This is a genomic window from Hymenobacter mellowenesis, assembly GCF_030581005.1.
Taxonomy (GTDB): domain Bacteria; phylum Bacteroidota; class Bacteroidia; order Cytophagales; family Hymenobacteraceae; genus Hymenobacter; species Hymenobacter mellowenesis.
The window spans coordinates 14296-37069 of record NZ_JAUQSX010000010.1 but is presented as its reverse complement, the minus strand read 5'-3'; the positions used below and the strand labels follow the sequence as shown (position 1 = coordinate 37069).

Sequence of the window (22774 nt, the reverse complement as noted above, 5' to 3'; positions counted from 1 at the left end):
TATGTTTCGTTTCCTTCTCGTTGCGGTGGTAGCTGTGCTGCTGGCGCTGCCCGCCGCCGCTCAGCGCTACGACACCAGGCTGGCCACGCCGCCCGCCGGCTTCGCCTGGCAACCGCTACCCGAAAGCAAGGCTGCCGCGCTACTGCCCGCGGGCTGGTACTACAAGGCTGAGGTGCATAAAGGCGGCGCCACCTATTACCTGACCAGCGAAGAAGTGGGTGAGAGCGGTGAGTTTGAAACCGGGCTCACGCTGAAAGTGGTGCGCAAACTGGCTTCCCAAACGAAGCTGAGTGCCCAAAGCTTCAGCGAAATGCTGATGATGCGCACCGGCTACGGCCCCGGCCAGCAACAGCTGGAAAAGACGGCGGTGACCGACGGCCCCTTCGTCAGGCGCACCGTGCGCTACCGCGATGCCCCGCCCGACGCGGAGCCCCGCGTGGTGTACCAGCTAGCCCTGGCCAACACCAAAACCGACGCCCTCTACCTGCTCACTTTCGAAAGCCCCGAAAAAGACTGGGCCGCAGCCTGGAAGCTGGGCGAGGCCATGGTGCGCGAGCTGGTACTGGATTCGCGCCTGTAACTACTCTTTCCTTACCATGAGCTTTCAGCATAAGCTGCGCCGCTGGGCGGCCCTCACGGCCGGGCTGGGCGGCCTGCCCCGGGCCGCTTCCGCTTTCAGCATGGACGCCATTTTGGATAGTCTGGCGAGATTAGCGGCCTGGGCGGCGTTGGGCGTGGCCCTGCTGGTGGGCATCGGGTGGGCATTGGCCCGGCTGGGGCATAGCGAGCAGCAGGCCACCTTACGGGCTGAAGCCCGGCCCTTCGGCCCCGAAAGTGCGGCATGGCGCGTGGCCGTGGCGGCGCTGCTGGTGCTGCCCCTCAACGCCATCTGGTTTCACCTGGTGGTGAGCGGGGAAGCATTCGGCTACCTGCTCTATGCCCTGCCCACGGCCGCGTGGGCGCTGCACCTGGGCCGCACCCGGCGGCGAGGCACCGCGTGGGGCCTGGGTGTGGGGGCGGCCATCGTGCTGGTTGTGCTAACGGTATCGTCGGCCGCGGTGCGGCGCGAACGCCACGAAGCCGAAGTGGCCGCGCTGGTGGTGCCCACCGGCCCCGACGCCACGCAGGTGTACGACAGCGCCGACGTAGACCAACAGCCCCGGTTTCCCGGCGGCGCCGATTCGCTGCGGGCCGCCATCCGGCGCAGCCTGCACTACCCCCTGCTGCTGGCCTCCGACCGCAAAAGCGGCACCGTGCGCGTGGGCTACGTGGTGGGCGTGGATGGCCGCCTGCTCGGGGTGATGGTGCTGCAAGGCCTGGGCCCGGCCTACGACGACGAGGCCGTGCGGGTGCTCGAAGGGCTGCCGGCCTTCGAGCCGGGCCGGCGGCGTCAGGAGGTGGTGGCCGTGCGCGGCGCCGTGGACGTGGTTTTTCGCAAGCCGCCGGTGGCGAAATGGTAGGGCTCCGTCAGCGTACTAACCGCGCGGCTGGCATTGGGGTAGCATCGCCCGCGCTGCCAGTTGCGGGCGTTCTTCCTCTTACTTGTAGGTAAATGTCTATGAATTCTCTTCGCTGGCTCACGGCCAGTTTCCTGTACTGCGCGTCGACGGCCCTGCTGCTGGCCCAGCCCACTACCGCCCGCGCCGCTTTTGCCTCCGATGTGGCCGCCGCCCGGCACAAGGCGGCCTTCGCGGCGGCCGTGCGCAAGGCCGGCTTCAAACGCCCCGCCGATGGCTACTACTACCAATCCCGCATCGACGTGACCAAGGAGGCGGCCCTGCGGCGCGCCGGCATCGATTTGCGGGCCATGGAGCGTTCTATTCGCATCGATGGCGCGGCCCCCTATGAGGAGTCGTCCTTATTCGCCGACCAGGTGGTGCGCGGCACGGTGCTCCGCTTGGTCACCGATTCGAGTCGTGGCGTGTCCTACCACTCCCGCTACACCATCCGGGTAGCCGAAACCTGGCAGGGCCGGCCCGCCGATACCGTCGTGGTGCGCCTGATAACCGGGCCGATAGGCGACGGCCTCGGCATCACGTATGCCGGGGCGCCGCGCATCCAGGTTGGCGAAGACGTCATTCTGCACCTGCGCTACGTCGATTTTAGCGTGGACGAGGAAGCAAAAAAGCTGGGGTCCCCCCTCAGTGCCAACAATGCCGCTCCCGGCGACTTTCTGCTGATGTTGGCCTCGCCCGTGCAGGGCGAGAAGGTGTTGAGTGGCTACGACCAGCGCACTTTGACCCCGCTGGCCGACCTGCGCCGCAACCTCCAGCGTATTGCCGCCATTCTCGACAAGGAGCACTTCTACCAAAAGGAGTTTTGAGGCCCGGGCTGCTACTTTTACCCCCGCATTCCCAACCCCCTTTAAACCTCTGCTCCGCATGGCCAATTACCTCGCCGATAACCAAACCCGCTTCCTCGATGAGCTGATGGACTGGCTCCGCATCCCGTCCGTATCGGCCGACCCCAAGTTCCACGGCGACGTGCTGAAGGCCGCCGATTTCCTCAAAACCCGCCTCGAAGAAGCCGGCGTGCAAAACGTCGAAATCTGCCCCACGGCCGGCAACCCCATTGTGTACGGCGACTACCTCGTGAGCCCCGAGGCCAAGACCGTGCTGGTGTACGGCCACTACGACGTGCAGCCCGCCGACCCCTACGAGCTGTGGACCTCGCCGCCCTTCGAGCCGGTGATTAAGGACGAAAAAATCTACGCCCGCGGCGCCTGCGACGACAAAGGCCAGGTCTACATGCACGTCAAGGCCTTCGAGATGATGATGCGCGACGGCCAGGGCGGCGTGCCCTGCAACATCAAGTTCATGTTCGAGGGCGAGGAGGAAATTGGCTCCAACAACCTCGAAATCTTCGTGAAAGCCAACAAGGAGAAGCTGAAAGCCGACGTCATCCTGATTTCCGACACCGGTATTCTGGCCAACGACGTGCCCAGCATCGAGGTGGGCCTGCGTGGCCTAAGCTACCACGAAGTGACCGTGACCGGCCCCAACCGCGACCTGCACTCCGGCCTCTACGGCGGTGCCGTGCAAAACCCCATCAACGCCCTGTGCGAGATGATTGCCAGCCTGCACGACGCCAACGGCCACATCACCATCCCCGGCTTCTACGACAACGTGGATGAGTTGAGCGCCGACGAACGCGCCGAAATGGCAAAAGCCCCGTTCTCGGAAGAAGAGTTCAAGCAAAGCATCGGCCTCCCCGATAGCTACGGCGAGAAAGGCTACAGCAGCATGGAGCGCACCAGCATCCGCCCCACGCTCGACGTGAACGGCATCTGGGGCGGCTACACCGGCGAGGGCGCCAAAACCGTCATTGCCTCGCAGGCCCACGCCAAAATCTCGATGCGTCTAGTGCCCCATCAGACTTCGGCCGAAATCACCGAGAAATTCCAGAAGCACTTCGAAAGCATCGCGCCCCAAGGCGTCACCGTCGAAGTGCGCCCCCACCACGGCGGTGAGCCCGTGGTGACGCCCACCAACTCGGTGGCCTACAAAGCCGCCGCCGATGCCATGGAAACCACCTTTGGCAAGCGCCCAGTGCCCACGCGCGGCGGCGGCTCCATCCCCATCGTGGCCATGTTCAAGTCGGAGCTGGGCCTCGACACGGTGCTACTCGGCTTCGGGCTCGACTCGGACGCCATCCACTCGCCCAACGAGCATTTTGGCGTCTTCAATTTCCTGAAGGGCATCGAAACCATCCCGCACTTCTACCGCAACTACGCGGCGGCTAAGTAGGGCCAGAGCGTTTTCGATAACCCAAAAAGGCCCGGCTTCTGCACAGAAGCCGGGCCTTTTTGCGCATTATACCGCTAGCTGCCTCCAAAAAGGTAGCCTGCCTGAAACTGAAAAACCGAGTTGCGGCGCTGCGTGGTGTTGTAAGTGGATGTGCCCAGGATGCCGACGTTATAGCGCGCGCTCAGCTCCCAGCGCTCGCGCAGCTGGTAGCCCACGCCCACCACAAAGCCCACATCGAACCGGCGCAACCCTTCGGTGGTGTCGTAAGTGTTGCTGACAGGAGTGGGAAGGGTGCTGGAGCTTCGTGTTTCGGTGCCTTTGGCGCTGAGCAGGTAGCCCACTTGCGGGCCGGCCTCCACGAAGAAGCTGTTCAGCTTCAGGCGTAGCAGCACGGGCAAATCAAGATAATTGCTGCGGAACTGGTAGCTGTAGGAGTAGCCGCCCGGCCCGCTCCCCTCAAAGCGTTGCCCCTTTTGCGAAAACAGCAGCTCTGGGTGCAGCGAGAACTTTTCGCTCAGCGCCGCATCGGCCATCAGCCCGGCCGTGGCGCCCACCTTGTTGCGTGCGCCGGTAATATCCAAGTCGGTCTGGCGGGCCAGGCTCACGCCGGCTTTCAATCCGTAGCGAATGTTCTGGGCCTGGGCCGAGCCGGCCAGGCTGAGGAAGGCACCGAGGGAAAGGAAAAGTTTAAGCATGTAGAATTAGGAAACGAGGTGGAAGACGGGCCTGAAACTGCCAAAGGACGGTAAATATTGTCGTTGGTGCGTTGCATACAAAAGCCCGGCTTCCGCAACGGAGGCCGGGCTTTTGCAGGGCAAACGACCACGGGCGGCTAACCGCCGAACGAGTAGGTGAGGTACAGCTGGAAGACGCTGTTGCGCGTACGGTTCTGAACCGTGGTGCCGCCTACGGTTACCTCTTTGGCCAGGTTCGTAATCCCGCCGTTGTAGCGCAAGCCAATGCCGGGGCCGGTTTTGCGCTGGTAGCCCAACCCAAACAGGTAGCCAAAATCAACGGAATTGGTAGCGTCTTTTGTATCGACGGACACGTTGCCAAAGTTGTATTTAGACGACAGCAAGAAGCCCACCTGAGGCCCCGCCTCGAAGAAGAGCCCGTCGGCATTGATGTGAAACGCCAGCGGCACGTCGAGGTAGTTGACCCGGGAGTTGACATCCGTCACATCCTTGGATTTGCTGCCTTTTTGCGAAAAGAGTATTTCGGGCTGAATGGCGACCATTCTGGAAAGGCCAATGTTGGCGAAGGCGCCCGCGTGAAAGCCGAAAAGGCCTTCCTGGTTGCCAGCGTCTTTGCCTACAAACGAGGCATAGTTGGCCCCGGCTTTCAAACCCAGCGAAATATCCTGCGCCTGGGCCGCGCCCGTCAGGCCGGCCACCAAGGCGAGAGTAGAAACGATTTTCTTCATCGAAAATAACTGAATGGATAGGACTGCAAAACTACAACAACCCGTTTCACACAGACGCCAATGGCCGGCAGTGAAACGCCAAAAGCCCGGTTCCATTGCGGAAACCGGGCTTTTACTAAAACTTGAACGATGCCAATTGGCCGCTTAGCCGCCGAACGAATACGCCAGCACCGCCCACACGGCACTCGACTTGAACTTGCCCGCGCCCAGCACCGTGGCAGTGTTGCTCTTGAAAATATTGGAGGCGCCGCCGTCGTAGCGCACGCCCAGCGACGGGCCTTTGCCGAAGCGGTAGCCCACGCCGGCCATGTAGTTGAGCACAACGCTGTTCAGCTCGCTTTTGGTGTCGGCTGCGTCCTCGTTCACGGCCTTGATGGGGAAGCCCACTTCCGGGCCAGCCTCAAAGTAGAGGCCACTGAGGTGGTAGCGCACCAGCAGCGGCACGTCGATGGACGTGATGTCGCGGTTCAGGTTCGCGTCGTTCGACGTGTCGAAGTAGCGCTTGCTGTACAGCACTTCGGGGTGGAAAGACACTTTTTCCGACACGTTAAAATCGGCCGTCAGGCCCGCCTGATACGCCGAGTGGCTCACCGACGTGTACTGGTTGTTATTCAGAATCCGGTCGCGGCCGTAGCCCACGGTGATGCCAAACGTGGCGGCGCTCTGGGCCTGGGCCGCGCCCACAGCGCCCACCAGCAAAGCCAGGGTAATGATGGTTTTTTGCATGACAGAATGAAAAGATGAAGATTGGATGAAGTTGATTATGTGAGTGTTATGATTGTAAAAGCTTATACTGACCCTCGCCGGCAATAGTTGTGGAAAACGGCGGACTGGTGCGCTGCCCCCCCCACCGGACACAAAAAAGCCCGGCACTGCAAGCAGCGCCGGGCTTTGTCCGGAAGCGTTGTGCTACCCCTTATTTGCCGCCAAACGCGTAGCCCGCCTGCAACTGGAAGACCGAACTGTGCAGGTTGGGATTGGTGAACTTGGCCCCGAAGGTCTGGTACGGCTTGAAGGCATCGGCCGTGCCTGTGCCGTCTTTGTACACCTGCGAAAGGTCGCCGCTGTAGCGCACGTTCAGGCTCAGGCCACTGGTGAGCTGGTAGCCCAGGCCCACGGCGTAGCCAATCACCACTTTGTTGAAGTCGTCGGTGCTGTTGCCCACGGCCATCGCTGGCAACGTGGGGTTGGCGACGCTGTTCGGGGTGTCGCGCTGGTCGCCCACCAGCAACACGGTGGCTTTGTCGCCGCTGTCGATGAAGCCGCGCTGGGCAACGAGAAAGCTTGCCTGCGGGCCGAACTCAAAAAAGAACCCGGAACCGTCGCTGCCGCCCGTGTTCACCCGCACCAGCAGCGGCACATCGATATAGCTCAGCGTTTGGCCGAAAGTGCCCGAAACCGACCCCGGCTTGAAGACCGAAGCGTCGCTGTTGTTGTTGCCCGCGTAGTCGACCTTACTGCCCTTCTGCGAAAACAGCAGCTCGGGCTGGATGGAAATGAGGTCCGAAAGCCGGAAATTGAACGTGGCACCGGCACTGAACCCGTACTTCGATTTGGTGCCCTGCTTGTCGGTGCCCGTGAAGCTGGCCAGGTTGGCGCCGCCTTTGAGGCCGATGCGTACGCCGCTTTGGGCGTGCGCAGTAGTAGTCAGGCCCGCCAGCACCGCCAGGGAAAGGATGGTTTTCTTCATGATAAGGTTTGAAAAAACTAGGTAGCCCCGAAGCTACGGCGCGGCAGCTGGCCCGGGCCAGTGCCGCCGCCGCCCGCAGGCCACAAAAAAGCCCGGCACTGCACGCAGCGCCGGGCTTTTTCAGCAAGGGTTTAATGGCTTATTTGCCGCCGAACATGTAGCCCACGTACAGCTGGAAGGCGTTGTTGCGAATCTTGGCCGCCGTGGTGCCGGATTCTTCTTTGTCGATGCTCGTGATGCCACCGTTGTAGCGCAGGCCAATCATCGCGCCCGATGACACCTTGTAGCCCAGGCCCACGGCATAGCCAAAGTCGATGGTGTTGAGGCTGCTCTTGATGTCAACATCCGTGGTGCCGTCGGTCGACTTGGCGCTGGCCAGGATGCCCAGCTGCGGGCCGGCCTCGAAGAACAAGCCGTCGGCGTTGTACTGCAGCATCACCGGCACGTCGATGTAGTTAAGGTTGATTTTGTACTTGGAATTGGCCGAAGAAGCCGCGCCCTTCATCGAGTACAGTACTTCCGGCTGCAGCGACAAGGCATCGCCGAAAGGCAGGTTGGCAACCAACCCGCCGTGGAAACCAAATTTGTTGGAAACGTCCGAAGCGTCAGCACCGCCGAGGGTGGTGAGCGAAGCGCCGGCTTTCAAGCCAATGGTAGCCTGGGCCGAAGCCGAAGCCGAAATGCCGGCGGCCAGCGCGAGCGATAGAATTACTTTTTTCATGGGATGCTTGAAAAAAAGGTGAAAGATTGAAATGTGGCGCAAAGCTAAGGGGAAATGCGGCAGCGTTAGAAAGGGTTATATGTGGAGTTGAATTTTATAATGCATAAATAAAAAAAGGCCCAACCTCTTGCGAAGCTGGGCCTTTTTTTTCGAAGCAATATCTTATTTACCGCCGAACAGGTAGTGCACCTGGAACTGGAATACCGAGTTGTGGACGTTGGGGTTAGAAACGGTAACCCCACCAATGGTGGTGCTTTGGTCTTTAGCTACTTGCGAAAAATCGCCGGTGTAGCGCACGCCGATGCCCACGCCGCTGGTAATTTGGTAACCAAGGCCGGCCACGTACCCAATAACTACTTTATTCAGCTGGTCGGTGGAAGTTTCGGAAGAACCGATTTGTTTCCCGCCGCTGTCTTCCGTGAAGGAGCGTTGGTGCATAACAAAACTGCCTTGCGGACCTGCTTCAAAAAACAGGCCTTTGCCATCTTCGCCGGTGTTCACTTTCAGCAGAATCGGAACGTCGATGTAGCCGAGAGTAGTTTTGTCGGTGTACGTTTTGCCAGCGCCGTTATCGTAATCGCGCGAACCGCCTTTCTGCGAGTACAACAACTCACCTTGTACAGAGAACATATCGGTAAAACCGTAATTAAGCAAGCCCCCGGCAGCGAAACCCGCTTTGTACTCGGAGCCTTTCGAGTCCTTGCCGGAGAAGGTAGCGCCGTTGAAACCACCTTTGAGGCCGAGTTTCAGACCCGTTTGTGCGTTGGCAACACCAGCCACGCCAACCAGCAGGCCCAGTGATAGAATTACTTTTTTCATGATTAGAAAAATGAGATAATTAATTCTGAAGACAATTTGTAGAACGTCTTTCAGTAGGGCTTATACCGGCTGGCGGGGGGCTAGGGTTTCATGGCGTTGAGAACTATTTTTTTGCTCATAATTCCTTCATAATCCAGCAATCAAGCTGCGAGGGCGTATTTTTGATACTTGTCCTATGAATGTGTATGAAGGCAGTTTTTGCGCGTAGTATGTTTGCGTTGTTGGTGCTTAGGGTTGTTAATGCTCAGCAAGCCAACGCGCAATCGCCCGATTCGGCGGCCACGGCGGCGCCCGCGCCTTTTGTGGTGGGGGCCTATGCGCAGGGCAGCATCATCATGGCGCACACCTATGCTATCCGGCACCTGGTGGCGTCGCACCCCACGGGCTTCGAAATCAACCTGCAGCGCCAGACTACCGGCGCGGCGCCCTGGCACGGCTGGTATAAGTACCCCAAAATTGGCCTGGCGCTCACGTATTACGACTTCCACAACCCCGTGCTGGGCTATGCCTTTGCGGCCAGTCCATACATCAGCAAGACGTTTTCGCGGGGCGAAAAGCACGATTTCAGCTTCCGCCTCGGCGCTGGCCTGGCCTACCTCACGAACCCCTACAACCAGGAAACCAACCACAAAAACACCATCGCCAGCTCGGCCCTGAATGCCACGCTGCAGTTTCGGTTCGAGTACGACTACGCCCTCACGCCGCACCTGGGCCTGCTGGTGGGCGCCGGCCTGAACCACTACTCCAACGGCGCCACCACCAAGCCCAATTTTGGTGTGAACCTGCCCTCGGTGGTGCTGGGGCTGAATTACCACGAGCAGCGCCACCCGGCCCAAACGAACCCCAACGCCCCGCTGCCGGCCGACGTGGGCCAGCTGTTCTACAACGTGAGCACCAGCCTGGGTTACAAGCAGCGCACCGAAGGCGACAAGCAGAAATACCTCGTGAGCTCGGTGACGCTGGCCGTGGGCCGCCGCATGAACCGCAAGTCCAACTTGCTGCTGGGCCTTGAAGGCTTCAACGACCGCAGCCTGAAAGCGACGCTGAACGACACCACCCGCGCCGGCCTGAAGCAGCCCGACGTGAAAAAAGCAGGGGTTTTCATTGGCCACGAGCTGCTATTTGGCCGGCTGGCGTTCGATTCGCACCTGGGTTTCTACGTGTACGCGCCCTACAAATCGAGCACGCCTTATTACGAGCGGCTGGGCCTGAAATACCACTTCACCAACCTGCTCTTCGGCGACGTCGACCTGAAAATTCATCGCGGCGCGGCCGATGTCATCGAGTTCAAAGTAGGGGCGAAACTGTAGCGGCGGGCAGCGCTATATCAGGGGCTCGTGCTGTTTCAGGCATATTGGCCGACGTTTCGGACGCCGGGGTTTGGTGCGGCCCGCGCGGCTTTCGGCTGCGGTTGCATTACAAGCTGCGCCTACTGCTATGGAAACGTTTTTCGCCATCAACCGCTACATCCACATTCTGGCTGGTTTCACGGGGTTCTTTGTGGCGCCGGTGGCGCTGGCGGTGCGCAAGGGCGGCCCGACGCACCGGCGCTGGGGCCGGGTGTTTTTCTGGGCCATGGCAGTGGCCGGGACCACGGCGCTGGTGGGCGCGCAGCACATTCACAGCTTGTTTTTGCTGCTCACGGCGGTCTTCAGCCTCTACATGGCCGGCTTCGGCTACCGCTCCCTGTTCCTGAAGCACCTGGCCTGGGACGCCAAAGTGGCCACTTTCGACTGGGTAGTGGCGGGCATTGGCTTAGTCGTTTTTCTGGGCACGGTGGGCTACGCCGTGGTGGCGCGCAACATCCCGGTGGGCGTGTTTGGCACGCTCGGGGCCATGACGGCCGCCCGCCAGCTGCGCGGCTACGCCAACGCCGGCCGCTGGTCCAAAAACCAGTGGCTGCTCAACCACATTTCCGGCTTCATGGCGTCGTACATCGCGGCTGTATCGGCGTTTTCGGTCACCAGCCTCAAGTTCATTCCCTTTCCCTGGAATTTTCTGTGGCCCACCCTGCTCGGCGTGCCCGTCATTGCGTGGTGGCAGCGCCGGGTGCGCGGCCAGCGCGTTACACTGGCACCCAGCACTGATTTATCAGACTCTCCAGCGCCGGCCCTTCGTAAATAAAACCAGGTTTGAGCCGAATAAGCGCGGCGCCGGCCACTGGTTTTCTTCGGTTACCCCGCCCAGCCTTCGCGGTCGAGGCTGCGGTACTGAATGGCTTCGGCCAAGTGGTTTATCTCGATGGCCTCGGTGCCGGCCAGGTCGGCAATGGTGCGGGCCACTTTCAGAATCCGGTCATAGGCCCGGGCCGAGAGGCCGAGGCGCTCCATGGCCGTTTTCAGCAGGGTGCGGCCCTCGTCGCTGATGGCGCAAATGTCCTTCACCATCTGCGGCGGCATCATGGCGTTGGAATGGATGTCGGCGTAGTCGACGAAGCGGGCGGCCTGCACCTGCCGGGCTTTGTCGACCCGGGCCTGAATGTCGGTGCTGGTTTCCGATTTGCGTGTTTCCGTCATCTGGTCGAAGGTCACGGGCGTCACCTCCACGTGCAGGTCGATGCGGTCGAGCAGCGGGCCCGACACTTTGTTCAGGTATTTCTGCACCACGCCCGGCCCGCAAACGCACTCTTTCTCCGGATGATTGTAGTATCCGCACGGGCACGGGTTCATGCTGGCAATCAGCATGAAGGATGCTGGAAACTCAATGCTGACCTTGGCCCGCGCAATGGTGACGCGGCGCTCCTCCAGCGGCTGGCGCATCACCTCCAGCACCGTGCGCTTGAACTCGGGCAATTCGTCCAGAAACAGCACGCCGTTGTGCGCCAGCGAGATTTCGCCCGGCTGCGGGTTGCCGCCGCCGCCCACCAGCGCCACGTCCGAAATGGTGTGGTGCGGCGCCCGGAAGGGCCGCGAGCTCAGCAGGCCGCCGCCCGCCAGCTTGCCGGCCACTGAGTGGATTTTGGTGGTTTCCAGCGCCTCCTGCATGCTCAAGGGCGGCAAAATGCTGGGCAGGCGCTTGGCCAGCATGGTTTTGCCCGCGCCGGGCGGGCCTATCATAATCACGTTGTGGCCGCCGGCCGCCGCAATTTCCAGCGCCCGCTTGATGTTTTCCTGGCCCTGCACGTCGGCGAAATCGGCCGTGTATTTGTTCACCGCGTGCTGGAACAGCTCGCGAGTATCCACTGTAGTCGGCGTTATTTCCAGCCGGCCCTCGAAGAAATCGATGGCTTCCTGCACGCTTTCCACAGCAATCACGTCGAGGTTGTTGACAATGGCCGCTTCCTCGGCGTTGGCCTTGGGCAGAATGATGCCCTTAAATCCTTCTTTGCGGGCTTGAATGGCAATGGGCAGCACCCCTCGAATGGGCCGCAGCTCTCCATCGAGCGCCATTTCGCCCATGATGATGTACTCCGGCAGGCGCTCCGTGTTCAGCTGCTGCGAGGCGTGCAGAATGCCTAGCGCAATGGGCAGGTCATAGGCCGCACCTTCCTTGCGGATGTCGGCTGGGGCCATGTTCACCACGGTTTTCGTGCGCGGCATGCGGTAGCCGCGGAACTTCAAGGCCGCCTCAATGCGCTGCTGGCTTTCCTTGATGGCATTATCCGGCAAGCCCACCACGTTGAACCCCGTTCCGGCCGACACCACCACTTCGATGATGATGGTGTAGGCGTTGACGCCCTGCACGGCCGAGCCGAAGGTTTTGGTAAGCATGGTAGAGTGAAGAGGTGATGAGCAGTGAAATAATGAGTAGGTTTTTCGCAGATAATCCTACAAACCTACTATACAACCTGCTGACTTAATCCCCATTCCACTTATTTCACCACCTCACCAATCACCAACTTCTCAATCAGCAGAATCAGGATGTGTATCACCTTGATGTGAATCTCCTGAATCCTATCCGCATACCCAAAGTGCGGCACCCGGATTTCCACGTCGCTGAGGCCGGCCAGCTGCCCGCCATCCTTGCCAGTTAGCGACACGACTTTCATCCCGAGTTCCTTGGCCGCTTCGGCGGCGCGCAGGATGTTGGGCGAGTTGCCGCTGGTGCTGATGGCCAGCAGCACATCGCCGGGCCGGCCCAAGGATTCCACGAAGCGGCTGAAGACGAACTCGAAGCCGAAGTCGTTGGCCACGCAGGTCATGTGCGAGGCTTCGGTGAGGGCGATGGCGGCCAGGGCGCGGCGATTTTGGCGGTAGCGGCCGCTGAGCTCTTCGGCGAAGTGCTGGGCGTCGCAAAGGCTACCGCCGTTGCCGCAGGTAAGGGCTTTGCCGCCAGCGCGCAGGCTGGTGGCAAATGCCTCGGCCGCCGCCTGGATGCTGGCAATGTGGGTTGGGTCGGCCAGAAAGTGGTCGAGCACGGTGCGGGCTTCGCTGAGCTCGGCGTGAATGAGGTCGGAAAGGCTGGCGTCGGGCACTGCGAAAAATTGGTGTTTAGATGGTCAAAATCGTCTGTCGTCCTGCGCATAAAGCAAAATGCGCAGGACGACAGACGATTTTGATAACTGTAACTACGCCAGTGGCGGGCGCTCGGCGGGCGACGTGTTGGGCAGGCTGGGGTCGCTCTGCGGGAAAGTGGGGTTGGGCAAGTGGTCGGGCGTCTGGTGCTGGGAGGGGCTGCCCGCCGGCACATCGCCGATGGTGCGGCCATCCACGGTGCGGGCCGAGGGCACGCCCACGGGGGCAGTACCGCGCTGCTGGTGGTCGTAGAGCTTGGCTTTGAGCTCGTTGATTTTGTTTTCCTGCTGGCTCACCGAGCGGCGCAGCAGCACGCTGTCGAGATTTTCGGTGATGAGGTGCAGGGCCAGAACAACCGCGCCGATGATGAACATGACGTAGTAAAACTGCCGGGCTTTCTCAATGTGCGACAGGCCGTCGTTGGTTTCCATCACCGTGTCGCGCACAGCAGGGGCGAGGACGAACAACAGCGCCAGCAGCAGGTAAACCATGACGGCGACGGTAACAATGCGTTTGAGAGCGAGCATGACGGGGAAAATGAGTGATGAGGACAACCGATGCTACCAGAAACGGTCGCGCCGGAAAATCGGTCGCAAAATAGGGCCTATTTAAACGAGCTATTGGGGTGCGGCGGTTGTCGGAGCGGCTGCAGCCGAGTCGGCCGGGGCCGTTTTGGCTGGCACGGCCCCGGTGGCCGGCGCCATTCTTCGGTTGACCAATCCATAGCCCAGATTGTAGCACAGCTTCAGCAGCACAATGGCAACGACGAAGTAGAGAAACGTGCGAAAGATGTTTTTACCAAACATAAATTCAAATCAAATGCCGCTGGCAATACCCCGGCCTCACACCAGCGCGGCGTTGGTCTGCATCGAGCTCAAGCGCTGGTACACGCCGCCTTCGCGGCGCAGCAGCTCATCATGGGTGCCGCGCTCCACGATGCGGCCGTGCTGGAGCACCACAATTTCATCGGCGTGCTGCACCGTGCTCAGGCGGTGGGCAATGACGAGCGAAGTACGGTTCTGCATGAGGCGCTGCAGGGCTTCCTGCACCAGCTTCTCGCTTTCAGTGTCGAGGGCCGAAGTGGCTTCGTCCAGAATAAGGATGGGCGGGTTGCGCAGGATGGCCCGCGCGATGCTCAGCCGCTGCCGCTGCCCGCCCGACAGCCGGCTGCCGCGGTCGCCAATGAACGTTTGGTAGCCTTCGGGGCTGGCCGCGATGAACTCGTGGGCGTTGGCAATGCGGGCGGCTTCCATCACTTCGGCCTCGGTGGCCTGGGTATTGAAGCGGATGTTGTTGAAAATCGTGTCGTTGAACAGGATGCTTTCCTGCGTCACGATGCCCATCTGGTCGCGCACCGAGTGCAGGGTGCAGGCGCGCACGTCGTGGCCGTCGATGAGAATCTGACCGGCGCTGGGGTCGTAGAAGCGTGGGAGGAGGTCGGCCAGGGTGCTTTTGCCGCCGCCGCTGCTGCCCACCAGTGCCACGGTCTGGCCTTTTTTGATGGTGAGGTTGATGTCGTAGAGCACCGGCTTCTCGCCGTAGCTGAAGCTGAGGTTCTGGAACTCGATTTCGCGTTCGAAGGGCGGCAACACCGCCGCATCGGGCCGGTCGCGGATAGCGGGCTCGGTGTCGATGATGCTCAGCACCCGTTCGCCGGCCACCAAGCCACGCTGGATGTTGCCGAACGAACTCGACAGCGCTTTGGCCGGCGTGAGCACCTGCGAAAACAGCACGATGTAGGTGATAAACGACGCACCTTCCAGGTCCGATTGCCCGCCCAGAATCAGCGAGCCGCCGAAGTAGAGCAGCCCGGCCACCACCGCTACGCCGGCAAATTCGGAGAAGGGTGAAGCCAGGTCCCGCGTGTTGTCGATGCGGCGCGAGGTGCGGGCGTACTGGTCGTTTTGCGCCTCAAACTTGTCCTTGATGTACTCCTGTGCATTGAAGGCCTTGATGACCCGAATGCCGCCCAGCGTCTCGTCAATCACCGACAGCATGGTGCCCAGCGTGCTTTGGCTTTGCTTGGCCTGGCGCCGCAGCCGCTTGGCCAGACTGGCAATGATGCCACCCGAAATGGGCAGCAGCACCAAGGTGAACAAGGTCAGCTTTAGCGACATGTAAAACAGCACCGCGAAGTAGCCCACAATGGTAAGCGGCTCGCGAATGACGGCCGTGAGCGTGTTCACCACCGATACTTCCACTTCCTGTACATCGTTGGTGAAGCGCGACATCAGGTCGCCCTTGCGCTCGTTGGCGAAGTAGCCCAGCGGCAGGCCGATGATGCGGTGGTACAAGTCGCGCCGCATGTTGCGAATGACGCGCGCCCGAATCCGGGCCACCAGCCGCAGGCTCAGGTAGCGAAACACGTTGCTGAAAAACACCGACGCCACCAGCACAATGCACACAAACAGCAGCGCCCCCAGCTTGCCATGCTCGGCAATTATCTGGGCGAAGTAGTAATTGAAGGTCTTCGTCACGTAGTCGAGCGACACCGCGAAGCTGGGCAGCTGCGTGGGCGCCTGCACCTGCACCTTGCCCGTTTTGTCGAACAGCACATTCAGCAGCGGAATGATGAGCGCAAAGTTGCCGATGCTGAAAAAGATGCCCAGCACCGTGTACAGCAAGTACAGCGGCAGAAAATCGACGTAGGGCCGGGCGTAATTGAGTATCCTGAGATAAGTCTTCATAGCATAGGATTTGGCACCATTAAGGACGCCGAAACTCAGCGGTTACTTCAATTAAGCCCTGAATATGCTGGTTAAATTCGGCCAATTGTTCGGCCGGCACCCATAGCTCGTTGTGTTGGGCGTCGCCCACGTTTTGCACCGGAAACTGCGCTAAATAGGCCGTGTCAACTGCAAACCGCACCACGTAGCCCACGCCGTAGTAAGGCACGTTCCAGTCGCGGCTGATTTGGTTAGCGTAATCCTCGTTCGTGACCGGGTAAAAAATGGGTTGTTCCGGCAGGCGCGGCGGAAAGGCCCGCCAGCCGCTGGCCGCAATCAGGTCCAGTTCCTGTTGGTTGACCGGACGAAACAAATCGGTGGTGTTGGCCATGATTTAAAATTCGTGCAAGCGCTGGGCGATGTTCCAGCGCAGGGCCAGCGAGGCGTAGGTTTCGTTGCCGTCGAGGTTGGGCGTGAGCGAATAGGTCTGGTGGCGGGCAATTAGCTTGGCGTCGAGAAACAGGTTGAGGCGTGGCTGGTAGGTGGCCGTAAAATCGGCGTGCAGCAGGCGGCTTTTGTTGCCCTGGCCCACGCGGTTGCCGTATTCCATGGGGTGCTGGTCGTACGAAATCAGCGCGTTGCCGCCGTAGTTCACCGCAAAGCCATTGGCCTGCACATCAAGGCCCTGCTCCGAGTAGAAGGCCTTGCCCACCAGCATCAGGCGGGGGAGGGGCTGGTAGCTGAGCACGCCCAGAATCTCGGCCAGGTTGGCGCCCATAGGGTGGGCCAGGGGTTGCTGGTAGTTGGTGTAGGAAGTGTAGGCGTCCTTGTGCTGGTAGGTGTAGGGGCGGATGTAGTTAAATTCCACCTGCAAGTCGAGGTTGCGCAGGCCAGCCACGTCCACGTACTTGGCGCCCAACTGCACGGCCTGCTTGTTGCTCCACCAGCCGTTGCCGGCCCGGATTTCGCTCAGCTTAAATTCGTCCAGCACCAATTGCCCGTAGAGTTGCGCCGTGTGCAGAATGTTCCACTTGAAGTCGAGGCCCAGCACGGCGTTGTCGGCCGAGCCCACCTGCTGCTCCACGGCCCGGTAGAAGATGACCGGGTTAAGGTATTGCAGCTCGAAGCCCGTGCGCTGGCGCACAATTTTGCCGTTCACGATGGTGCTGTCGATGCCCCGGCCGCCCAGCACGGTGCTCTCAAACACGCCGATGTTGAAATTCGGCGTCACGTCGAAGCTCAGGTGGTGCAGCGCCAGGTATTTTTTGGGGTACACCGCATCGATGAGGCCGCCGTTGGCGTCGTAGGCACGCTGGGCCGTGAGCTCGGCAAACAGGTTCTGGTAGTTGAATTTCCAGACGCGGGTGTTCACTTTCAGAAAGAAATACGGCGTGCTGTAGTCCGACAAAATCAGCGAGCGGTAGCCGTTGCCGATGAAGTTGCGGTCGTGGGCCAGTTGCAGGTTCACGTGCTTGCCGGCCGCGTAGGTAATGCCGCCCCGGGCCGTGAAAAAGTCGTACTGGCTGCCGCCCACTGTCTTGAAGTACTTCCAGTAGCCCTCGTGCGGCACAATCTGGTCGCGCTGAATGCGCGCCTGCACGTAGCCCGGCACGGCCTGCTGGTTGTCGGCCAGGAAGGTGTAGAAGCCCAGCTTCTGGTCGATGGTGCCTTCCAACTGCACGCCGCGCGTGTTCACGTAGCGCAGGCCGCTCAGGTCGCTGTCTTTGCCGCCTTGCAGCAGCAGCACGGGGTTCACGCGCAAGGTGAAATCCTTTGTTTCGACGTGGTAAAGGTCGGTTTGGTCGCGGTAGAAGTACGTGAGCACCGGCTTGGCGCTTTCGTTGAGCGCGGCCCCGCGCCGGCTGTTGGCCCAGTTGTCTTTTAGCAAATACTGCGCGTTGAAGCGGTCGGCCCGCGAAAGGCTGCCGCCCGAACGGGTGAGGCTGTCCGGCGAGAGCATGCGTTCGCCCAGCCGGGCCGCGGCGGCGCGGGTGTAGGGCCGCACGCTGGTGTGCGGGTCGTGCAGCGAGTCGGGCCCAAACTTGATGGCGTACCGGTCTATCAGGCGGTAGGTGTCGGGGTCGTAGGGCACGTAGTTGGCACCCTGCGTGGTTTTCGAGGGCTTCACCTCCACCACCGGCTTGTCGGGCAGGGGTTGGTCGAATACCATCCACGGCGATTTATCGGCCGATGCGGGCGAGGTCGTTGGTGCGGGCGCGGGTTCCGTTTGGGCCAGCGCGGGGCCTGCCAGCAGCGCCAGTCCGGCACCCAAAAGCAAAAGTTTATGCATAAATAGAGATAATGCTCCTGATAAAGTAACCCGGCACCTTCGGCTCGCAGGCTCTGGCGGCAATTTCTTAACAAACCTACGCAGGCCGCCGTTGGCAGGGAGGTGGAGCGCGGACATTGCAGTCCGCGTGCCCGCGCCATTTGGCCGTTGTTTGAGCGTCTGCCGGGGGCGCGGGCTACAATGTCCGCGCTACGGCGCAACGGCCCCAAGGCCGGGTCAATCAGACGATTTCGCCGCCCGTTTCTTGCCTGCCGCCGGTTTTTGTGCCAACTTCGGGCCCGGCCGGGTTCCGTTTCCCGGCGTCACCTCCCTTTCTCCTTTTCGCATGGCCACCGCTCCGCTCCCCACTGCTGCCGCCGCGGCCCCTTCCGAAGCGCCCGAGGCCCTGGCCAACATCCACGTGGTGTGCGCCGAGCCCAGCATCGCCAACCATTTCCTGGCCGAGCTGCGCGACAAAGACGTGCAAAAAGACAGCCTGCGCTTCCGCCGCAACCTGCAGCGCCTGGGCGAAATCATCGCCTATCGCATCAGCGCCCACCTCAGCTACACCGACCAAACCATTCAGACGCCGCTGGCCGAAACCACCGGCAAGCTCCTGCACGACTTCCCCATTCTGGCCACCGTGCTGCGCGCCGGCCTGCCGTTTCACCAGGGCTTTCTGAATTATTTCGACCAGTCGCCCAGCGCCTTCGTGGCGGCGTATCGCGTCGAGGGCACGGCCCAGGTACAGGTGCAGGTCGATTACCTCTCGGCCCCCAGCCTGGATGAGCGGGTGCTCATCCTCGCCGACCCCATGCTGGCCAGCGGCAAAAGCCTCGTGCAAACCTACCGGGCCATGCTGCGCTTCGGCATGCCGCGCCAGGTGCACATTGCGGCCGTCATCGCCTCGCCTGAGGGCCTGGCATACGTGGCCCGCGAAATCCCGGAAGCCAACCTCTGGGTGGCGGCCATCGACGAAAAGCTCAACGCGCAGGCCTACATCGTGCCCGGCCTCGGCGACGCCGGCGACCTGAGCTACGGCAGCAAGCTGTAGCGCGCCGGGGCCATGTCGCCGCATATACTCCTCTTTGCCAGCCTGCTGGTGGTTTTGGCCGGGCTGATATGGCGGCAAAACCGACGAGCCTTGGCATCGCCCACCCCGCCCAGGCGCCGCGCCAATCTCGGCCCCATTTCAACCGGTATCGATACGGTTTCAACGGTGGACGCGCCTGCCTACCTGAGCTTTAGCGCCGAGCAGTGGCGTTCGTCGGTTCAGATTTGCTTGCGCTGCGAAGGAGAGTTGCTGGCGCTCAGAATGAGCAAGCTGTTTGAAAAGGAACGTCCCGGCGACTTTGATGCCGGGGACCGGGCGTTTCAGGCGGCATTGCGCGAGAACGTGGACAAGCTGCAGTTAAGCATCGACAAATACACTGCGCTGCTGGCCCGGCCCAACCCCGATTTATCGGCCTACAACAACCGGGGCTACGCGCTGCTGGTGCTTGGTAAATACAAGGAGGCCATTCCGGATTTCAACCAGGCCATTGCCCTGCGTGCCGTCGAAGCGTACGCGTACAACAACCGCGGCTTCGCCTACCTGCGCTCCGGCCGCGCCAGCAAGGCCCTGGCCGACATTCAGCACAGCCTGCAGCTCGACCCGGTCAACTCCTATGCCCATCGCAACCTGGGCATTTATTTCTACGAGCAAGGCCAGTACGAACCCGCGCTGGCCGCACTGGAGAGGGCACAAGCCTTGAATGCCCAAACGCCTCACTTGCAACGGTATCTGCAGCTGGCCAAACACTCGCTTGACCAATCATCGCAATGACGATTAGTGCTTCAAAGCATCAACTGAGAAGGGCTGGGCTGCCCAGCGGTGCCGAAAGCATCGGCAGGCCGTGAACCAAACGGCAGTGTCTTAACTTTGCCCTGCGCCCACCCCGCGTTTGCTGCCCCCTTCCACCGCCCGCCTTTCCGTCAGTTCGTGCTTCATCCCGCTCTTAAATGTGCGTCTGTGTTCCTGTTGAGCACGGTCAAATTTTTGGGTGGCCCCCTGGCCGGGGCTTCCATGGGGCTGCATTTCTGGCAAACGCTGGCCCTCACCGTGGCCGGCATGATGACCAGCGTGTTCGTTTTCTCCGGCGTGGGCGGCACCTGGATGCGGCACCGGCAAAAGCAGCGCCGCCTGCGCCGCGAGCCCATCTTCACGAAACGTTCGCGCAACATCATCAAGGTGTTTCGCAAGTTTGGGATGGGCGGCATTGCCTTCCTCACGCCCATTTTGCTGTCGCCCATCGGCGGCACCGTCATTGCCACGCTGCTGGGCGTGCCGCGGCAGCGCATCCTGCTGCACATGTTTCTGAGCGCGCTGTTCTGGGGCACGGCCCTCACCTTTGCCAGCATCCACTTCGGGCACCTGCTGCACCACAAGTAGCTTGGCGGCTTGGCTTCTTTTCAGTGGTTGCTGGCCGTAGGTGCCGCTTGCTGTTCTCCTCGGGTTTACTTTGCTCCCCGACTGAGATATGCGCACTTTTATGAAAAGACTGATAATGGCGTTGTGCTGCACCTCGGGCAGCCTAAGCGCCTGGGCACAAGCTCACCAGCAAATTTTGGACGAGGGCAAGATGCTCTACCGTTCGGAAGCGGCGTCTTGGTACGGCACGGATATTTTTCTGGAAAAGCTGAAAAGCAAAAGCCCCGTTTCGGGCGGCTACTTTTCCTATACTGATAACGGTAAATCCAGATGCGTTTTCTTCTCCAAGGAAGCCGCCCCCAAAACCGTGGCGGTTATCTCCTTCGACAGCATCTACAATGTGAAAACGGCCGAAATTGATACCTCGGCCCGGGCATTCACGCCCTACGAAGCCGACCTGTACACCATCCGGCAGAAAGCACTCGCTGTCATCAATTCCGATACGCTGTTCAAAACGTATCGAAACACCAATCTGAACATCATCCCCCTGATTGACAAAGGTAAAAAGCAGCGAAAAGTGTACGTGCTGACTGGGCCGAGTGTGCCCAATGTGGTGGTTTTTGGCAATGATTACCGGATAGATTTCGATGCCCGCAACAACGTTGTCGCAAAGACCCGGCTGCACAAAAACATCATTCCTATTGAATACGGCAAAGGAGAGGCGCAAGTGGCCGGTATGCACAGCCACTTGCCCTCCACCGGCGAATACATCACCGCCACCGACATCTGCACCCTCATGCTGTATGAGAAATACCCTGGTTGGAAGCAGTATTACGTGATTTCGCCAACCTATATTTCCATCTGGAGCTGCGAAAAAGACGAACTAGTGGTTCTGACCAAAAAGGTTTGGGATAAAATCAACGAAGACCAAAAGAAGCGGCATCCGGAGCAAGCCAAACCTTAGGCCCGCCTACCGCCCGCGCCGCTTCAATGCCTTCACGCCGGGGTTCGAGCCGCCTTTTTTGCCTACGAAGGCCTTGGCGCCCTTGGTGCTTTTCTTCTGGCCTTCCTTGAAGGGCTTGCCGGTGCGCTTGTCGATGGTCACGCCGGGCTTAATCCACTCCTTGCGGTCGTGGAAAGCGCCTTTGAACTCAGGGTCGAGCTTTTTGCGGCGGTCGTCGAGCTCGCGGCCCATCTTCTGCTTTTCCTCGAAGGGCGTTTCTTCCACCACCACTTCTTCGGGCAGCGGCAGCAGCTCAATTTTCTGGTTGATGAGCTGCTCAATCTCGCCGATGTGCACCATTTCGGCCTCGTTGGCGAAGGTGATGGCGGCCCCGATGTGCTGCGCCCGGCCCGTGCGCCCGATGCGGTGTACGTAGTCGTCGTGCACAATCGGGACGTCGAAGTTGATAACGTGCGTCACCTGCGGCACGTCGATGCCACGCGCGGCCACGTCCGTGGCCACCATGTAGCGCACCTCGCCCGCCTTGAAGGACTCCATGCTGTTCATGCGCGCGTTCTGGCCCTTGTTGCCGTGAATCACGCGCACCTCGCCGGCCGGGGCCTTGCGCTCCAGGAAGTGGGCCACCTGGTCGGCGTGCTGCTTGGTGCGGCAGAAAAGCAGCACCCGCGTCATGGTATCGATGTCGCGGTAGAGCAGGAAGTGCAGCAGGTTGATTTTAGTGAGCAGGTTGGGCGCCTCGTACAGCACCTGGCTCACCGTGGAGGCCGTTTTGGCCGGCGGGCTCACCTCCACCCGCACCGGAAATTCCAGAAACTCCTCGCTCAGCGTCGTCACCCGGTCAGGCATCGTAGCCGAGAACAGGGCGTTTTGCCGCTTGCGCGGGATGATTTCCAGGATGCGCCGAATCTGGGGCATGAAGCCCATGTCCATCATCTTGTCGGCCTCGTCCATCACCAGCGTTTTCAGGTCGGTGAGACGCACGGCGCCTTTCAGGTAAATTTCGAGCAGCCGGCCCGGCGTGGCCACCAGAATATCCAGCCCTTCGGCAATGGTTTCTATCTGGGTTTTCGGTCCCAGGCCGCCGTAAATGGCGAAAATGCGCAGGTCGGTATTCACAGCCAGCGCCTTCAAATGGGTTTCAATCTGCATAGCCAGCTCGCGGGTGGGCGCCAACACCAGGGCCCGCGGGTTGGTGCCCTGGGCGTATTTCACCTTCATCAAAAGCGGCAGGCCGAAGGCGGCCGTTTTGCCGGTGCCGGTTTGGGCAATGCCCAGCACGTCGTGCCCGGCCAGCAGCAGCGGAATGGTCTGCACCTGCACCGGCGTAGGCTCGGTGAAGCCTGCTTCGGCCACAGCGGAAAGGAGTTGCTTATTGAGTTTGAAATCGTTGAACGATGGGGTGGTATTGGGTTCCATCCGGCAAAGGTCGGGATTTTTTGGGCGGAGGACTATTGAACGATGGAAAAGCCCGTCATGCAGAGCGCAGCGAAGCATCTTGCCCGCCACCACTAATTCAATCGTTGCAACGTCAGGTTTAGTGACTGCGGGCAAGATGCTTCGCTGCGCTCTGCATGACGTTCAAGTATCCGCGGCTGCCACACGGCAGAACTTT

General features: G+C 60.7%; 24 protein-coding genes. 10 read left to right on the top strand and 14 right to left on the bottom strand.

Annotated features, from left to right (window positions below; translation table 11 throughout):
• Nucleotide 1 precedes the first annotated feature (1 nt).
• From Q5H92_RS18115 to Q5H92_RS18100, 4 genes are all read left to right on the top strand, one after another.
• Nucleotides 2-580 (top strand): hypothetical protein, encoded by a 579-nt coding sequence (locus Q5H92_RS18115; protein ID WP_305012969.1) that lies wholly within the window; start codon nt 2-4, stop codon nt 578-580.
• A 16-nt stretch (nt 581-596) separates the two neighbouring features.
• Nucleotides 597-1460 (top strand): energy transducer TonB, encoded by an 864-nt coding sequence (locus tag Q5H92_RS18110; protein ID WP_305012968.1) that lies wholly within the window; start codon nt 597-599, stop codon nt 1458-1460.
• A 98-nt stretch (nt 1461-1558) separates the two neighbouring features.
• Nucleotides 1559-2323, top strand: coding sequence for a hypothetical protein (locus Q5H92_RS18105; RefSeq protein WP_305012967.1), 765 nt, complete (start codon nt 1559-1561; stop codon nt 2321-2323).
• A 58-nt stretch (nt 2324-2381) separates the two neighbouring features.
• The gene (locus Q5H92_RS18100) at nt 2382-3746 is read left to right on the top strand and encodes a dipeptidase (protein WP_305012966.1); all 1365 of its coding nucleotides are present in this window, start codon (nt 2382-2384) and stop codon (nt 3744-3746) included.
• A 74-nt stretch (nt 3747-3820) separates the two neighbouring features.
• Here Q5H92_RS18100 and Q5H92_RS18095 read toward each other — a convergent pair whose 3' ends face one another.
• From Q5H92_RS18095 to Q5H92_RS18070, 6 genes are all read right to left on the bottom strand, one after another.
• Nucleotides 3821-4441 (bottom strand): porin family protein, encoded by a 621-nt coding sequence (locus tag Q5H92_RS18095; protein ID WP_305012965.1) that lies wholly within the window; start codon nt 4439-4441, stop codon nt 3821-3823.
• A 137-nt stretch (nt 4442-4578) separates the two neighbouring features.
• Nucleotides 4579-5169 (bottom strand): porin family protein, encoded by a 591-nt coding sequence (locus Q5H92_RS18090; RefSeq protein WP_305012964.1) that lies wholly within the window; start codon nt 5167-5169, stop codon nt 4579-4581.
• 144 nt (nt 5170-5313) lie between these two features.
• Nucleotides 5314-5895, bottom strand: a complete 582-nt coding sequence (locus Q5H92_RS18085) for a porin family protein (protein WP_305012963.1) — start codon at nt 5893-5895, stop codon at nt 5314-5316.
• A 190-nt stretch (nt 5896-6085) separates the two neighbouring features.
• Nucleotides 6086-6859: a porin family protein gene (locus Q5H92_RS18080; RefSeq protein ID WP_305012962.1), complete on the bottom strand. Its 774-nt coding sequence runs from the start codon at nt 6857-6859 to the stop codon at nt 6086-6088.
• Nucleotides 6860-6998: 139 nt separating this feature from the next.
• Nucleotides 6999-7580: a porin family protein gene (locus Q5H92_RS18075; protein ID WP_305012961.1), complete on the bottom strand. Its 582-nt coding sequence runs from the start codon at nt 7578-7580 to the stop codon at nt 6999-7001.
• A gap of 162 nt (nt 7581-7742) precedes the next feature.
• Nucleotides 7743-8399 (bottom strand): porin family protein, encoded by a 657-nt coding sequence (locus Q5H92_RS18070; protein WP_305012960.1) that lies wholly within the window; start codon nt 8397-8399, stop codon nt 7743-7745.
• A gap of 209 nt (nt 8400-8608) precedes the next feature.
• On the opposite strand from Q5H92_RS18070, the gene Q5H92_RS18065 reads away from it, so the two are divergent.
• A complete protein-coding gene (locus tag Q5H92_RS18065) occupies nt 8609-9709 on the top strand; it encodes an acyloxyacyl hydrolase (RefSeq protein WP_305012959.1) in 1101 nt (366 codons plus the stop codon).
• A gap of 127 nt (nt 9710-9836) precedes the next feature.
• Nucleotides 9837-10523, top strand: coding sequence for a DUF2306 domain-containing protein (locus tag Q5H92_RS18060; RefSeq protein WP_305012958.1), 687 nt, complete (start codon nt 9837-9839; stop codon nt 10521-10523).
• Nucleotides 10524-10573: 50 nt separating this feature from the next.
• On the opposite strand, the gene Q5H92_RS18055 is transcribed toward Q5H92_RS18060, so the two are convergent.
• From Q5H92_RS18055 to Q5H92_RS18025, 7 genes are all read right to left on the bottom strand, one after another.
• Complete coding sequence (locus Q5H92_RS18055) at nt 10574-12109, bottom strand: YifB family Mg chelatase-like AAA ATPase (RefSeq protein ID WP_305012957.1); 1536 nt, start codon at nt 12107-12109, stop codon at nt 10574-10576.
• A gap of 101 nt (nt 12110-12210) precedes the next feature.
• Complete coding sequence (gene lpcA / locus Q5H92_RS18050; RefSeq protein ID WP_305012956.1) at nt 12211-12813, bottom strand: D-sedoheptulose 7-phosphate isomerase; 603 nt, start codon at nt 12811-12813, stop codon at nt 12211-12213.
• A gap of 93 nt (nt 12814-12906) precedes the next feature.
• Nucleotides 12907-13380, bottom strand: coding sequence for a hypothetical protein (locus tag Q5H92_RS18045; protein WP_305012955.1), 474 nt, complete (start codon nt 13378-13380; stop codon nt 12907-12909).
• Between the two features lie 90 nt (nt 13381-13470).
• Entirely contained in the window at nt 13471-13659 is a 189-nt protein-coding gene (locus Q5H92_RS18040; RefSeq protein ID WP_305012954.1) for a hypothetical protein, read from the bottom strand.
• Nucleotides 13660-13695: 36 nt separating this feature from the next.
• Nucleotides 13696-15540: an ABC transporter ATP-binding protein gene (locus Q5H92_RS18035; protein WP_305012953.1), complete on the bottom strand. Its 1845-nt coding sequence runs from the start codon at nt 15538-15540 to the stop codon at nt 13696-13698.
• 19 nt (nt 15541-15559) lie between these two features.
• Entirely contained in the window at nt 15560-15910 is a 351-nt protein-coding gene (locus tag Q5H92_RS18030) for a hypothetical protein (protein WP_305012952.1), read from the bottom strand.
• A 3-nt stretch (nt 15911-15913) separates the two neighbouring features.
• A complete protein-coding gene (locus Q5H92_RS18025) occupies nt 15914-17809 on the bottom strand; it encodes a capsule assembly Wzi family protein (RefSeq protein WP_305012951.1) in 1896 nt (631 codons plus the stop codon).
• A gap of 325 nt (nt 17810-18134) precedes the next feature.
• Between Q5H92_RS18025 and upp the strand changes: the two genes are divergently transcribed.
• The 4 genes from upp to Q5H92_RS18005 all read left to right on the top strand — a co-directional run bounded on the left by upp (nt 18135) and on the right by Q5H92_RS18005 (nt 21162).
• Nucleotides 18135-18842, top strand: coding sequence for a uracil phosphoribosyltransferase (gene upp / locus Q5H92_RS18020; RefSeq protein WP_305012950.1), 708 nt, complete (start codon nt 18135-18137; stop codon nt 18840-18842).
• A gap of 90 nt (nt 18843-18932) precedes the next feature.
• Nucleotides 18933-19613, top strand: coding sequence for a tetratricopeptide repeat protein (locus tag Q5H92_RS18015; protein ID WP_305012949.1), 681 nt, complete (start codon nt 18933-18935; stop codon nt 19611-19613).
• 213 nt (nt 19614-19826) lie between these two features.
• Nucleotides 19827-20219 (top strand): small multi-drug export protein, encoded by a 393-nt coding sequence (locus Q5H92_RS18010; protein WP_305012948.1) that lies wholly within the window; start codon nt 19827-19829, stop codon nt 20217-20219.
• A 100-nt stretch (nt 20220-20319) separates the two neighbouring features.
• Entirely contained in the window at nt 20320-21162 is an 843-nt protein-coding gene (locus Q5H92_RS18005) for a hypothetical protein (RefSeq protein ID WP_305012947.1), read from the top strand.
• Nucleotides 21163-21168: 6 nt separating this feature from the next.
• Here Q5H92_RS18005 and Q5H92_RS18000 read toward each other — a convergent pair whose 3' ends face one another.
• The gene (locus Q5H92_RS18000; RefSeq protein ID WP_305012946.1) at nt 21169-22578 is read right to left on the bottom strand and encodes a DEAD/DEAH box helicase; all 1410 of its coding nucleotides are present in this window, start codon (nt 22576-22578) and stop codon (nt 21169-21171) included.
• Nucleotides 22579-22774: the final 196 nt, after the last annotated feature.

Coding starts and splice junctions, on each gene's coding strand:
- Q5H92_RS18075 (WP_305012961.1), bottom strand. CDS start 7,580: ATGAAAAAAGTAATTCTATCGCTCGCGCTGGCCGCCGGCATTTCGGCT.
- Q5H92_RS18060 (WP_305012958.1), top strand. CDS start 9,837: ATGGAAACGTTTTTCGCCATCAACCGCTACATCCACATTCTGGCTGGT.
- Q5H92_RS18005 (WP_305012947.1), top strand. CDS start 20,320: ATGAAAAGACTGATAATGGCGTTGTGCTGCACCTCGGGCAGCCTAAGC.
- Q5H92_RS18035 (WP_305012953.1), bottom strand. CDS start 15,540: ATGAAGACTTATCTCAGGATACTCAATTACGCCCGGCCCTACGTCGAT.
- Q5H92_RS18090 (WP_305012964.1), bottom strand. CDS start 5,169: ATGAAGAAAATCGTTTCTACTCTCGCCTTGGTGGCCGGCCTGACGGGC.
- Q5H92_RS18065 (WP_305012959.1), top strand. CDS start 8,609: ATGTTTGCGTTGTTGGTGCTTAGGGTTGTTAATGCTCAGCAAGCCAAC.
- Q5H92_RS18100 (WP_305012966.1), top strand. CDS start 2,382: ATGGCCAATTACCTCGCCGATAACCAAACCCGCTTCCTCGATGAGCTG.
- Q5H92_RS18110 (WP_305012968.1), top strand. CDS start 597: ATGAGCTTTCAGCATAAGCTGCGCCGCTGGGCGGCCCTCACGGCCGGG.
- Q5H92_RS18040 (WP_305012954.1), bottom strand. CDS start 13,659: ATGTTTGGTAAAAACATCTTTCGCACGTTTCTCTACTTCGTCGTTGCC.
- Q5H92_RS18115 (WP_305012969.1), top strand. CDS start 2: ATGTTTCGTTTCCTTCTCGTTGCGGTGGTAGCTGTGCTGCTGGCGCTG.
- Q5H92_RS18055 (WP_305012957.1), bottom strand. CDS start 12,109: ATGCTTACCAAAACCTTCGGCTCGGCCGTGCAGGGCGTCAACGCCTAC.
- Q5H92_RS18080 (WP_305012962.1), bottom strand. CDS start 6,859: ATGAAGAAAACCATCCTTTCCCTGGCGGTGCTGGCGGGCCTGACTACT.
- Q5H92_RS18105 (WP_305012967.1), top strand. CDS start 1,559: ATGAATTCTCTTCGCTGGCTCACGGCCAGTTTCCTGTACTGCGCGTCG.
- Q5H92_RS18025 (WP_305012951.1), bottom strand. CDS start 17,809: ATGCATAAACTTTTGCTTTTGGGTGCCGGACTGGCGCTGCTGGCAGGC.
- Q5H92_RS18000 (WP_305012946.1), bottom strand. CDS start 22,578: ATGGAACCCAATACCACCCCATCGTTCAACGATTTCAAACTCAATAAG.
- Q5H92_RS18030 (WP_305012952.1), bottom strand. CDS start 15,910: ATGGCCAACACCACCGATTTGTTTCGTCCGGTCAACCAACAGGAACTG.
- Q5H92_RS18095 (WP_305012965.1), bottom strand. CDS start 4,441: ATGCTTAAACTTTTCCTTTCCCTCGGTGCCTTCCTCAGCCTGGCCGGC.
- Q5H92_RS18070 (WP_305012960.1), bottom strand. CDS start 8,399: ATGAAAAAAGTAATTCTATCACTGGGCCTGCTGGTTGGCGTGGCTGGT.
- upp (WP_305012950.1), top strand. CDS start 18,135: ATGGCCACCGCTCCGCTCCCCACTGCTGCCGCCGCGGCCCCTTCCGAA.
- Q5H92_RS18045 (WP_305012955.1), bottom strand. CDS start 13,380: ATGCTCGCTCTCAAACGCATTGTTACCGTCGCCGTCATGGTTTACCTG.
- Q5H92_RS18085 (WP_305012963.1), bottom strand. CDS start 5,895: ATGCAAAAAACCATCATTACCCTGGCTTTGCTGGTGGGCGCTGTGGGC.